The organism is Sorangium sp. So ce590, from assembly GCF_051521365.1.
Taxonomy (GTDB): Bacteria; Myxococcota_A; Polyangia; order Polyangiales; family Polyangiaceae; genus Sorangium.
The window spans coordinates 2,541,950-2,554,587 of the sequence record NZ_CP150346.1 but is presented as its reverse complement, the minus strand read 5'-3'; the positions used below and the strand labels follow the sequence as shown (position 1 = coordinate 2,554,587).

Annotated in this window: 10 protein-coding genes; 6 read left to right on the top strand and 4 right to left on the bottom strand. The window is 72.1% G+C overall.

The window, feature by feature from the left end; all coding sequences use genetic code 11:
* Nucleotides 1-150: 150 nt before the first annotated feature.
* Complete coding sequence (locus tag WMF28_RS09750) at nucleotides 151-1,515, top strand: TldD/PmbA family protein (protein ID WP_437601860.1); 1,365 nt, start codon at nucleotides 151-153, stop codon at nucleotides 1,513-1,515.
* Between the two features lie 251 nt (nucleotides 1,516-1,766).
* On the opposite strand, the gene WMF28_RS09745 is transcribed toward WMF28_RS09750, so the two are convergent.
* The gene (locus WMF28_RS09745) at nucleotides 1,767-2,396 is read right to left on the bottom strand and encodes a helix-turn-helix domain-containing protein (RefSeq protein ID WP_437601859.1); all 630 of its coding nucleotides are present in this window, start codon (nucleotides 2,394-2,396) and stop codon (nucleotides 1,767-1,769) included.
* A 200-nt stretch (nucleotides 2,397-2,596) separates the two neighbouring features.
* Nucleotides 2,597-4,192: a lamin tail domain-containing protein gene (locus WMF28_RS09740; protein ID WP_437601858.1), complete on the bottom strand. Its 1,596-nt coding sequence runs from the start codon at nucleotides 4,190-4,192 to the stop codon at nucleotides 2,597-2,599.
* A 77-nt stretch (nucleotides 4,193-4,269) separates the two neighbouring features.
* Between WMF28_RS09740 and WMF28_RS09735 the strand changes: the two genes are divergently transcribed.
* Nucleotides 4,270-4,614, top strand: a complete 345-nt coding sequence (locus WMF28_RS09735; protein ID WP_437601857.1) for a helix-turn-helix domain-containing protein — start codon at nucleotides 4,270-4,272, stop codon at nucleotides 4,612-4,614.
* Nucleotides 4,615-4,656: 42 nt separating this feature from the next.
* Here the strand turns inward: WMF28_RS09735 and scpB are convergent, their stop codons facing one another.
* Both scpB and WMF28_RS09725 read right to left on the bottom strand, forming a co-directional pair.
* Nucleotides 4,657-6,291 (bottom strand): SMC-Scp complex subunit ScpB, encoded by a 1,635-nt coding sequence (scpB, locus tag WMF28_RS09730; protein ID WP_437601856.1) that lies wholly within the window; start codon nucleotides 6,289-6,291, stop codon nucleotides 4,657-4,659.
* Nucleotides 6,278-7,672, bottom strand: a complete 1,395-nt coding sequence (locus WMF28_RS09725) for a segregation/condensation protein A (protein ID WP_437601855.1) — start codon at nucleotides 7,670-7,672, stop codon at nucleotides 6,278-6,280. The genes scpB and WMF28_RS09725 overlap by 14 nt, the downstream gene beginning before the upstream one ends.
* Before the next feature lie 125 nt (nucleotides 7,673-7,797).
* Between WMF28_RS09725 and WMF28_RS09720 the strand changes: the two genes are divergently transcribed.
* From WMF28_RS09720 to WMF28_RS09705, 4 genes are all read left to right on the top strand, one after another.
* The gene (locus WMF28_RS09720; protein ID WP_437601854.1) at nucleotides 7,798-10,059 is read left to right on the top strand and encodes a protein kinase domain-containing protein; all 2,262 of its coding nucleotides are present in this window, start codon (nucleotides 7,798-7,800) and stop codon (nucleotides 10,057-10,059) included.
* A gap of 10 nt (nucleotides 10,060-10,069) precedes the next feature.
* A complete protein-coding gene (locus WMF28_RS09715; RefSeq protein WP_437601853.1) occupies nucleotides 10,070-10,909 on the top strand; it encodes a hypothetical protein in 840 nt (279 codons plus the stop codon).
* Nucleotides 10,910-11,008: 99 nt separating this feature from the next.
* A complete protein-coding gene (locus WMF28_RS09710) occupies nucleotides 11,009-11,857 on the top strand; it encodes a MaoC/PaaZ C-terminal domain-containing protein (protein WP_437601852.1) in 849 nt (282 codons plus the stop codon).
* Between the two features lie 51 nt (nucleotides 11,858-11,908).
* Nucleotides 11,909-12,637, top strand: coding sequence for a peptidylprolyl isomerase (locus tag WMF28_RS09705; protein WP_437601851.1), 729 nt, complete (start codon nucleotides 11,909-11,911; stop codon nucleotides 12,635-12,637).
* The last annotated feature ends 1 nt before the right edge of the window (nucleotide 12,638 follow it).

Below are 12,638 nucleotides of genomic sequence, written 5' to 3'. Positions count from 1 at the left end.
GGCCGGCCGCGTCACCGCGTCGACGGAGCCACCGCGGTGGCAGGCCGCGTCACCGCGTCGACGGAGCCACCGCGGTGGCAGGCCGCGTCACCGCGTTGACGGAGCCACCGCGCTCCACCACCCTGTCGCCCCATGTCCGAACGAGCCCGCATGGATCAGCAGATCGCAGAACTGACGGAGCTGGCCGAGCAGGTGGTGACCCGCGCCAGGAAAGGCGGCGCCGACGTCGCGGAGGCGATCGCCCGCTCCGGCTCCGAGCTCACCACCAAGGTGCGCCTCGGCGAGCCCGAGCTCGTCGAGGAGGCCGTCCACAAGGGCCTCGGCATGCGGATCATCAAGAAGCAGCGCGTCGCGCTGACCTCGACCTCCGACCTCACGCCCCGCGGCCTCGATCGGTTCGTCGCGGACGCGCTGGAGCTCGCCGACATCTCGCAGGAGGACGAGTTCGCCGGCCCCGCCGATCCGGAGCTCATCGCCAAGGGGAGCTTCCCCGCGCTCGATCTCTATGATCCCTCGGGCGGAGAGGTCACGGCAGCGCAGGCCATCGACATCGCGCGCCGGGGCGAGCAGGCCGCGCGCGACGCCGACCCCCGCATCACGAACAGCGAGGGCGCGACGTTCTCGCGGAGCGCGGGCGCCTACGCCCTCGTCCTGTCCGGCGGGTTCCGCGGCGGCATCGCCGGCTCGTACGCGCAGCTCGTCGTCTCTCCGATCGCCGACGACAACGGCGACAAGAAGCGCCGCGGCTTCTACTTCACCGGCCGACGCCACCTCGCGGACCTGGACGCCCCGGACGCCGTCGGCCGCGAGGCGGCCCGCCGGACGCTGCGCAAGCTCGGCGCCCGCAAGGTGGCGACCTGCGAGGCGCCCGTCGTCTTCGACCCGGACGTCGCCCGCTCGATGCTCGGGCTGCTCGGTTCCTGCATCATGGGCAGCGCGGTCTGGCGCAAGTCGAGCTACCTCGTCGGCCGCGAGGGGACGCGCGTCGCCAGCGATCTCATCACGATCGTCGACGACCCCCTGATCCCGCGCGCTCCCGGCTCGCGCCCGTTCGACGGCGAGGGCCTCCTGGCCAGGCGCAACGTCGTGGTCGAGCAAGGCATCCTGAAGACCTACCTCTGCGACAGCTACAGCGCCCGGAAGCTCAAGCGCCCCTCGACCGGCAGCGCCTCGCGCGGCGGCGGCGGCGGCGTGGGCCCCTCCACCTCGAACTTCATCCTGCAGCCCACCTCCACGCCGGCGGACGAGATCGTGCGCTCCACGCCGCGCGGGCTGTACGTCACCGAGATGATGGGCTTCGGCTTCAACTCCGTGACCGGCGACTTCTCCCGGGGCGCCGCCGGCTTCTGGATCGAAAATGGTGAGATATCTTACCCCGTTAGCGAGGTCACGATCTCGCTGAACCTCGACGAGCTCTTGCAGCGGATCGACGCCGTCGGAAGCGACCTGGATCTCCGGACGGCAACGTCCTCTCCGACCTTCCGGGTCTCGGCCATGACCATCGCCGGAAGCTGAGCCGCTCCCGTTCGAGGAGCCGGGCTCCTCGGGCTCTTCGTTTTCAGCTCATCCAGAAGGCGCAGGAGCGGACTCGGCAGCAGGGTTGCGAGCGACCCCTCAACCGGCCCCGGGTTGTGCTGCGGGAGGGGGGATTCTGTCCTCAGCGGGTCGCTCTGCAGTGCTGCGTCTTTTGGCGGGTCACCTGCCCGCCGCCCGCGGCCGTCCTCGCCGAGCCTCTCCTGCTGGCGTAGGACGGCCGGGGCCCTCGCTCAGCGCGAGGACCCGCCTACGGCCAGGCTCCGTGGGGGCTCTTCCGGGGCCCCGCCGGCGGCCGCCTGAAGCGGCGCTCCAGGCTGCGCGGCCGCTTCGGGCATCAGGAACGCCTTCAGCTGCTGCGCGTCGTTGCGGCCGATCCTGCCCACGAACGAGGGCAGGCTGATCGGCTCGTCCGCCAAGGCGACGAACGTCCCCTGGGAGTTCGCTCGGTGGAGCGCCTCGAAGAGAGAGGTGACGTCCACGTCGCTGGACACCGCCCGAACGTCGACGATGTACACGTCCGCGGGGTCCGCCCCCGCGAAGATCAGCGCATCGTACGGGTGGCTCGCGTGCCGGATGGGCACGCCTTCCCCCAGGGATCGCGCCACGTGGGCCATCGTGTCCTTGCTCCCGATGGCCATCATCGACTTGGAGGTCGCCTTGGCGAGCTCCCGGGGCACCGAATAACCCCATGCACGGAGGAACTCAGCCACATCTGCCGCCTTGAAGCGCAAGTGTCTCCCTGGCGTACGAAAATGGGCAATCCTCCCTCGATCTACCCAGTTATGGATTGTCTTCAAGTCGACCTCGCACAAGGCTGCGAGGTCCGATGCCGTCAACAGCTTTTCACGAACACCAGCCATCGCCGAACTCCACGCGAAAGGCACCTGCCGCACAGCTCGCGTTCACAGCGCGGCAGCGTCTCCTCAGGTGGCGGCCCCCCCCACCCGTCTGTCTACTCGATTGAAACCTAGCTCTCATAGACGGGTCCGTCACCCGCTTTGCTCGAATTTTCTCGGCCCCTCGGAGAGATCGCCCTGTACGGAGGCGAACTCCCCATCCTTCAGGGGATCTCCTGGTTCATTATGTTCACGCGACCGGGTGTCGGCCAGCTGGTCATGAAAGAGCCAACCGAACCATCGGGAGCGCGGGGCCCGACGCGGGCCAGGCTCATCCCCGCTTTCGGCCCGGGCGTGGCGGGCGACCTGGACAAGACTGCACCTCCTCCATCCATCAATTTGAGCGGTTCTCCCGAGTTGGACAGCCCATGGCTACCAAGTCTTGGCACACGGATCAGGAGCGTGTCGGGAGGAGCCGGAGGATCGAGCTCATCATCGGAGACGAATCCCTCGTTGACGACCAGCGCGTACGCGCCGGGCTCCAGCGAAATAGAGGGCAATTCTGTCTCTCCACCCACATCGGCAAGGACATACCCTGTAAGGTCAGCTGGGACCCCACCGTCATTGTAGAGCTCGACCCACTCCTGTCCCGGCTCCGGCCCGACGGGATTTGCCAGCACCTCGTTGATGATCACGTGGGGCATGGGCGCGAGCGTCATGGTTGAGAACGTCCGTCGCTCCACGCGCCCGGCGTTATCGACGGTGGCCATGGCGAGCTCCACGGCCGTGAGGGGCGGCAAGGGGGCGAGGACGAACGGCTCGCCCGGCGCCAGGGCGAGGACTTCGTCCAGCCCCTCGCCCGCGATCGCCCAGAGCAGCGGCACATCCGGCGAACGGACGAGGATCCGATCATCGGCGATCCGAGCGCAACCCGGCCCCAGAGGCACCTCGTCCAGCGCGCACGCCGCCGCCACGGTGGGGAGGGGCTCCGATTCCAGCACAAACGGACGGGGATCGAGGCTCACGGCCGCCGGCTCGCCCGGGAACGCGACGGGCGGCCCCACGAAACGCAGCTCGTCCGCTTCGCCTGGCGCCGTGGGGAGCGGCGCTCCCTCGAAGCGCACGCAGCGCGCGCCGATGTCGTCGACGGCGCCGCGGCGCAGCTCGCCCGCCGTCCCGCTCGGCTCGAGGGTCACCGCGGCGACCGTCTCCGGGAGGGGCGTATCGCCGCACCACACGCCGAGGCCAAGGCTCGCCCCGACGCCGGGCGGCGGCCAGAGCCGCGGGAGCACCGGCAGTGAGCCTTCCGTGGCGATCTCGATGGTGTGCGAGAAGACAGGGCTGCCGCTCGCGACGACGTAGGTCTCGCCGGGCGCGAGCGGGGCGAGCGGGGCGACGGTCAGCGAGAGGTCGCCCGGGGGCGTCCCGTTCAGCCAGACGATCGACGGGACGACGCGCTCCAAGAGCGCCTTCGACAGCTCGCCTTGCTCTATCTGCCGGAGGTGCGCCGCGCCGATCTTGCCGCGGAGGAGCAGCGCACGCGCGGGATCGACGCCCTCGAGGGAGGCGCCCGGGAGGGGCACCCGCAGCCGCAGCACCGGAGGCGCTGCATGAAGCGGCGCTTCGGGCTCGATCTGGAGCTCGGGGGCTGCGGCTGCGGGGTCGGCGGTCTCGGGTTCCGCTTCCTCATGGAAGCGAGGGGGAGCCGCGAGCTCCGGCGCGCAGGACAGGGGCGAGGCCACGAGCGGCGCGAGCGCGAGGGGCAGGGCGCGGAGAGCGCGGGAGGTGCACGCGGGGCGAATCGGGGGGTGCTGGGTCATGACACGGAGTTCGGCGGGAGCTCGCCGCCGGTTGCTCGGCGTCGCTTTTTTTTTCGAGGCCGCTACCCTCGCCTCGCATGGCCCCCGAGGACATCAAGAAGCTCCGGCAGGAGCTTGGCTGCACGGCCCGCGAGCTCGCCGGAGCGCTGGGCATCGAGCAAGAGACGGTGCTCGCCTGGGAGCACGGCGACCTCTTTCCAACGAAGCGCTTCGTCGGGAGGATGGAGGAGCTGCGGCGCCAAGGTCCGGAGGCGATCCCCCGCAAGAAGAGGAAGCAGGCGACCGCCTCGCCGCTCCAGCTGCTCTCGGACCCCGAGCTCTGGCGGCTCTTCCGCAAGCTCCTCTCCCACCCCGAGCTGAGGAGCGCCGCGATAAAGCTGGCCGAAGCCTATCCGGACCCGACGGACGCTCCACCGTCGTGAGCGACGGGCCGATGCGCCTGAGGACCAGCGAGAGATGACAACTCAGTCGTCGTCGTCGTCGTCGTCCTCGTCCTCGTCCTCGTCCTCGTCGTCCTCGTCGTCCTCGTCCTCGTCGTCTTCGGCGTCCTCGCCCTCGGCGTCCTCGCCCTCGGCGTCCTCGCCCTCGGCGCCCTCGCCCTCGGCGTCCTCGCCCTCGGCGTCCTCGCCCTCGGCGTCCTCGCCCTCGTCTTCGGCGTCCTCGTCCTCGTCCTCGTCCTCGTCCTCGTCCTCGTCCTCGTCCTCGTCCTCGTCCTCGGCCTCCCCCTTTTCGTCGCGCAACGCATCCTCCTCGACATCGTTGCCGTGCCGGACAGCGTCCTTTTCGCCAGCCCCGGCATCCGCCCCAACGACCGAGCGCTCCTCACGCACATCGTTTTCCATCGCTTCCATCGCAACATCTCCCTCCCGCGGCGCAGTCGGCGACACGCCGACGTCCTCCGAGAGGTCCTCCCCCGCGCTGACGACGGTCGTCCGGATCGATCCCTCCGCGCCGGCGAAGCTCTCCTGTCCCGCTGTCGCCACCGCCACATCCGGCGGCTCCTCGCCGAGCTCGCGCTCGTAGGCGCGGCGCGACTCGTCGGTCAGCTCGGTGAACTCGCGCAGCGTCGGCAGCTCGCCGAGCGCCTTCAGGCCGAAGAACTCGAGGAACTGCGCCGTCGTGCCGTACAGCATCGGGCGACCGGGCTCGTCCTTCTTGCCCAGGATCCTCACGAGATCACGCTCCAGGAGCGACTTGAGCGCCGCGCCGGAATCGACGCCGCGGATCTCATCGATCTCGGGCCGCGTGATCGGTTGCCGGTAAGCCACGATCGCGAGCGCCTCGGTCTGGGCGCGAGACATCTTGACCGGCTTCTGATCGGTCACCTCGCGAACGAAGGGCGCAAATGCAGGGCTCGTCCGGAAGACGTACCCTCCGGCGACCTCGTCCAGGCGGAACCCCCGCCCGTCGTACTCCGCGACGAGCTCGGCCAGCAGCTCGCGCACGACGCGGTGCTCTGCGTTCGCCGAGCGCGCGAGCTCGCGGGCCGGCACCGGTCGCTCTGCCACGAAGATGAGCGCCTCCAGCACTCCCTTCAGGTGCTTGCGCGCGACCGCAGAGAGGCCGGGCGCCTGCGCAGGCGCCGAGGTCGCGCTCCGGGCGGGAACATCGGTGCGGCGCGCCGGATGGCCGAGCTGGGCCCAGGCGCCGGCGCGGAGACGAGCGGCCGGATCTTGCCGCGCCCCCTTCGGCGCCCGCGGCTCCTTCTTCGCGCCCCGCGGCCGCTTCGTTCCGCCGAGCCACGCGTGCGCCGCCGCCCTCAGCCGCGCCGGCGTGCCCTGCGCGCCCGCTCTCGCCGGCGCGCCCTGCCCGGCCGTCCTCGGCGCCCGCGGCTCCTTCTTCGCGCCCCGCGGCCGCTTCGTTCCGCCGAGCCACGCGTGCGCCGCCGCCCTCAGCCGCGCCGGCGTGCCCTGCGCGCCCGCTCTCGCCGGCGCGCCCTGCCCGGCCGTCCTCGGCGCCCGCGGCTCCTTCTTCGCGCCCCGCGACCGCTTCGTTCCGCCGAGCCATGCATGCGCCGCCGCCCTCAGCTGCGCCGGCGCGCTCTGTCCTGTCGTCTTCGCCACACGCCGCCGCTTCGCCACGGCATCAGCCACCGTCACGGCCACTCCCTACGTCCACCTCATCGACCTCAGTCGGCGGCGCTCCGATGTCTTCCGGGGCCGACAGGTCGCTCGGATCCGCGAGCGCATCGCCCTCCGTCCCCTCCAGAGCGGGGCTGGCATCTGCTTCCGCCGCAGGCTCGCCCCCTGCGATGTCGTGTACGCGACTCGCCTCCTCCGCCGGCCCGGCGAGCTCCGGCCCTGCCGCTTCGTCGCTCAGCGCCTCCGCAGCCTCCGGTGCTTCCGCCTCGACGCTCCTCTCGTCGACAGGCTCGGCCATCTCCGCAGGCTCCGGTGCTTCCGCCTCGACGCTCCTCTCGTCGACAGGCTCGGCCATCTCCGCGGGCTCCGCCACGCCGCCCTCGCCGGCAACAGGCGGGGCCCCTGCCTCTTCCACCCCGGCCGTCTCGACCCGCTCCACCGCCGGCGCCCCGTCCTCGGGGTCGAAATCTGCCGCAGGCGCGCCGTCCGCCGCCGAGAGCTGGATGTGGATCGGCGCCAGCGGGTCCGTCTGGTGGACCCGGATGAGCCTCAGCTTGCACATCTCGAGCACGGCCAGGAACGTGATCACGAGCTCGAAGCGCGGGATGACTCCCCCCTTCGACACGCTGTCGAGCAGCAGATCCTCGAAGCGCATCGACCGCCGCGCCGAGAGCTTCTCCGTGAGCTCCACCATGCGATCCGTGATGCTGATGCGATCGAAGACGACCTCGTGATCGATCTGGACGTTCGTCCGCTTCAGCACCCGCTCGAAGGCGTCCAGCAGGCTGAAGATCGGCGTCGACGTGAACGGAGCCGGGCCCTGGGGCACCTCGCTCTCGCTCATGCCGCGCGTGAACACGTCGCGCCCCAGCGTGCCGCGCTCGGTCAGCTCGGCCGCGGCGACCTTGTACTTCTGGTACTCCAGCAGCCGGCGGACGAGCTCGGCCCGCGGATCCTCCTCCTCGCCCGGCATCCCGTCGTCGTCCTGCCCCGCAGGCACGCTCGGCAGCAGCATCTTCGACTTGATGTGCGCCAGCGTCGCCGCCATCACGAGATACTCGCTCGCAAGGTCGATCGACAGCGAGCCCATGATCTTCAGGTACTCGAGGTACTTTTCCGTGACGAAGCTCACGGGGATGTCGAGGATGTCGAGCTCGTGCTGCTGGATGAGGTGCAGCAGCAGGTCGAGCGGCCCCTCGAACGTGGGAAGCGTGACGACGTACTCGCCCTCCCGCGGCCCCGCGTCGGCCGCCGCCTCGCGGACCGGCGAGGCGGCGACGGCGGCGGCGTCGCGGGCCGAGGCGGCGCCCTGGCGGGCGGCGGGCGCAGGGGTGGCGCCCGCGTTGCCGCGCCCTTTGCCGCTGCGCGCCCTCGCTGCGCCCGCCTTGGAACCGCTCACGCCGCGACCGTAATCGCAAGGCGCCGGTCGGTCCACGCCCGAGCGTCCCCGGGCGGCGCGACGCGCCAAAACGCCGCTCCGTGCGAGAATTTCTGGCGGGAGCGGTGCTAGGATCAGCGCGGTCGATGAAGCCGTCCCCCGCGAAGAGCTGCCCCTCGTGCGGTGAACGCTACGACGCGGGCGTGCTCTATTGCCCGCTCGACGGCACCCCGCTCGCGAGCTCGCGCAAGAGCGCCTCGTTCGGCGCCGCCGAGCGCGACCCCTACGTGGGCCTCACGCTCGGCGGGCAGATCCAGCTCCGCCACCTCATCGGCATCGGCTCGATGGGCCGCGTCTACCGCGCCTTCCAGGCAGGGATCGAGCGCGACGTGGCCGTGAAGGTCCTCCACCGCGAGCTCAGCAGCAACGCCGAGCTCGTGAGCCGCTTCCACTGCGAGGCCAAGATCGCGAGCCGGCTCGTCCACCCGAACGTCGTCCAGGTGCTCATGACAGGGAGCATCCCCGCCACGACCGACGCCCGGCTCGGCGGCGAGCTCTACCTCGTCATGGAGCACCTCGACGGCCTCTCGCTGCTCTCCGCGCTCGCGGCCGCCGGGACCGCGGGCGAGAGCGAGGCGCTCCCGCTCCCGAGGGCGCTCCACATCGTCCTCCAGGTCTGCGACGCGGTCGGCGAGGCGCACGCGCAGGGCATCGTCCACCGGGATCTCAAGCCCGAGAACATCATGCTCGTCCGCCGCGGCGAGGACCCGGATTACGTGAAGGTGCTCGACTTCGGCATCGCCCGCCTCGACTGGGCCGACAAGGCGATGACCACCCAGGCCGGGCTCATCTTCGGCACTGCCAAGTACATCTCGCCCGAAGGCGCCGAGGGGCAGCGGGTCGGCCCGCCGGCGGACGTCTACTCCATCGCGACGATGCTCTACCAGTGCCTCGCCGGGCGCGCCCCGTTCGAGGGCGACTCCCCCGTCGCGCTGCTCGTCCAGCACACGCACGCCCCGCCCGCGGATCTGCGCAGCATCGCGCGATCGAGCTACGTGCCCGCGCCCATCGCGCAGGTCGTCATGCAGAACCTCGCCAAGAAGCCCTCGGAGCGCGCCCCCGACGCGCGCGCCCTGGGCCGCGACCTCGCCCTCGCCGTGCGCGCGAGCGGCCTCGACCCCGACGAGATCGCCGCCCAGCCGGGGCTCCTGCGCGCCAGCGCGGTCATGAAGCTGGCCTCGAAGTCGCGCACCAAGTCGCTCGACCTCTCCCCCGCCCTCGCCGCCCAGATCGGAGGCATCGCCGCGCCCACGCTGGAGAGCGCCCACGTCAGCGACCTCGAGCCGCTCCTCCCGGGGAGCGCGGCAGCGCTCTACGGAGACCCTCCGTCGCCTCGCCGCGAGGAGGATCGGTCCTCCGTGAGTGACGCAGACCGCTCCTCGTCGCCCCGATCGAGCGGCGTCGAGCTCTCCTCCGTGCGCGACGCGGACCGCTCCTCCTCGCCCCGAGCGAGCGGCGTCGAGCGCTCCTCCTTCAGCAGCGCGGGGGACTTCGGCAGCGCGGCGGACGAGCCCGCGCGGACGCCGGTCGGCCTCGGCGTCGACCCCCTGCGCGACTCCGCGCCGGCCCCGTCGACCATGCAGGGCGTCGCGTCCGCAGCGCCGCCGCTCCCCCGCCGCGCGATGATCGCCCGCGCCACCGCCCTCCTCGCGTGCGCCGGCGCGGTGGGGTTCGTCGCGTTCCTCGGCGGGCGGCACCTCGGCGCCTTCGGGGGGCCGGCCGCGAGCGACTCCCTGGAGGGACACATCGAGCGCGCGCGCGACTGCATGGGCAGGCACGCGTGGGACACCCCGCCCGGCGAGAACGTGAGGGACATCGTCTCGCAGGCGCTCGCGCGGTGGCCGAGGGACGCGCGGCTCGTCGAGCTCCGGCGCGAGTCGTCCGAGCGCATCGTCGCCGACGCCCTCGGGCGGAAGTACGCCGGGGACAGGGCCGGCGCCATCCGCCTGGCCAGGCTCGCGATCGAGCTGCACCCGGAGCTCACCACGGCCCAGCACCTCGTCGCCGAGCTCTCGGACCGCCCGCCGGCCGCCCCCCCGGAGCCGCCCCCCCAGGTCGCCCCGCAGAGCACCGGGCGCCCGACCGCAGGCCCCGACCGCAGGCCGCCGCCGCGCCGGCCCCCGCCGGCCGAGGACCGCCGCGCGCCCCCCGGCCAGCCGCCGGCGCCGGGTCCCCGGGGCGCGCCGGCCCCGCCGCCGGCGCCGAGGGGCTCAGGCGCGCCCGCCACGACAGGCGCCGCCTCGCCGCCGGCCAGCGACACGCCCGCGCCGGTCTTGCCCCCCTCGCCGCCGCCGCTGCCCACGGACGCCACGTCGCCGCTCCCCTCGTCCACGGGTCCTTGGCTATAATTCAATGAAGGTGAATCCAGGCGGTTGGTACCCGACATCGCGAGCGCCCACCCACGTCCGCGCTGGGGAGCGCGACCGAGCGGCACCGCCGCGCCGTGAGAGCGCTCGACCGAAGCGCGGCGCCGCGGGCGCAGCGTGCGGCGCCGCGCTCGCCCTGCTCCTGCTCGCGGCCCCGGGGCGCGCCGACGAGAGCAGGGCCGCCCGCCGCGCCGCCGCCGCGCGCGAGCGAGATCGCCCCTACACCATGGTGGAGGTGAGCGGCGGCGTGATGACGCTCCCCGGCGCCGACGTCTGCCCCGTCTCGCTGTTCCCCGACACGTGCGAGCAGGGCGAGACGAGCGTCTCCCTCGGCATCCACAACCTCTTCCGCTGGGGCGACATCGGCTTCGGCGCGGGCATCTTCTGGGCGGCGACGCTGAGCACCGACGCCGCGCGCGGCGCACGCAGCCTCGAGCGCGAGCACTCGCGCCGCTACTTCATGCTCGACGGAGTGTTCCGCTACTACGCCCTCCGCACGCTCAAGACGGAGTGGTGGGTCGGCGCGACGCTCGGCGGCGTCGTCGTCAACGACTCCTGGTCGGTCGAGGCCGATCGCAACCCGTACTCCGACACGGCCTACGTCGGTCCGAGGGCGGCGACGATCGGCACCGAAGGGGTCGCCGCGGGGCTCGCGCTCGGCGGCGACTGGGCCTTCGCCGAGAACTGGAGCGTCGGGAGCCACCTCCGCTACTCGAGCTGGTTCCTCCCGGAGCAGCGCAAGGTCTCGCCGACCCGCGATCGCGCCTCGCTCTCCGAGCGCGTCGACATGTTCAACATCGGAGTCCTCATCGCGTACCGCGTGGCGCTCTGATCCCGCTGCCCGCCGTGATCGCCCGGCGGCCGGCAGTTGACGCGACATCGCCAGGTCTGTACGCCTCCTCGGTCGTTCTCATCCAGCGAGGAGCCCCCGATGCCGCTGAATCTCTCGAAGGTCGGCCACACGACCCAGCCCAGCGCCTTCACCGTCAACTGGAAGACCCTGGCCACGTACGCGCTCGGCATCGGCGCCCGGCGCGAGGAGCTCGAGTACCTCTACGAGGGCGCGCCGGGAGGCATGAAGGTCTACCCCACGTTCGGCGTCATCCCCTCGCAGAACGCCGTGTTCGAGGCGCTCGAGGTGGCCGGGGCCGAGCTGCCGCTCATCGTCCACGGCGGTCAGACGCTCCGCGTGCACCGGCCGCTCCCGACCAGCGGGACGCTGCTCACGACCGCCACCCTGACGGGCATCTACGATCTCAAGAAGTTCGCGCAGCTGATCGTCGCGACGAAGACGACGCTCGACGGCGAGCCGCTCTTCGACACGGTGTGGTCGATCATCGCCCGCGGCGTCGGCGGCTTCGGCGGGCCGCGCCCGCCGCACAGCGAGTCTCCTGCCCCGGTGCCGAAGGACCGCGAGCCCGACTGGGTGGTCGAGCAGGCGACCGCGCCCGAACAGGCGCTGCTGTACCGGCTCTCGGGCGACGAGAACCCGCTCCACGCCGACCCGGAGGTCGCGGCGAAGGCGGGCTTCACGCAGGGCCCCATCCTGCACGGCCTCTGCACGTACGGCTTCGCGGCGCGCGCGATCATCCAGAAGGCGGCGGGCGGCGATGCGAGCCGGCTGCGGGCCTACGGCGCGCAGTTCCGCAAGCCGGTGTGGCCCGGCGACACCCTCATCACGCGGGGCTACACGCTCGACGGCGGCAAGGTCGCGGTGGTCACCGCCGTCAAGGATCGCCCTGATCCCGTGCTCACGAGCGCGTGGGCGGAGATCGGCTGACGGCCGGCGCGGCCGCGTGCTAAGTGCCGAGGCCCGGATCAGGGAAGCGATATGAGCAAGACGACCGAGAAGGACAGGGCCAAGGACGACGAGGACCTCGACGAGGACGAGTCGACCGACGAAGGCAACGACGACGGGGAGGAGGAAGAAACGAAGGCCGCCGCGGTCCGCGGTCGCGGCCACGCTCACGACGACGAGGACGACGACGACGCGGAGGACGACGGCGTCGTCGCGGAAGAACCGTACTGGTGGGCGCCGCACGCGGTGCTCAGCGCGCTCGTGCTGATCGGGCTCCTCGGCTTCTTCGGCATGTTCAACCAGACGCCGCTCGCTCGCCTCGCGGCCCCTGTCGCCCCGGAGCCGGACGAGCACGCGCACGCGGTCGCCGCGTCTCCCGCGCCCGCGCCCGCGCAGGCGCAGCCCCGCCCGGCGCAGTCAGCGCAGGCGCCCCGGGAGATGTTCGGCGCGAAGCACCTGCTCGTGATGTACACGGGGAGCCGCCGCGCGCCCCCGACCGTCACGCGCTCGAAGGACGAGGCGAAGGTCCGCGCGACCGAGGCCATGACGAAGGCCAAGGCCGACCCGAGCAAGTTCACGGACATCGTGAAGGAGTACTCGGACGAGCCGGGCGCCGACAGGCGCGGCGGCGACCTCGGCAAGTTCCCGAAGGGCGCGATGGTCCCGGAGTTCCAGGCGGGCCTCGAGAAGATCAAGGTCGGCCAGGTGAGCGAGCTCGTCGAGACGCCGTTCGGCTTCCACGTCATCCTCCGCACGCAGTGAG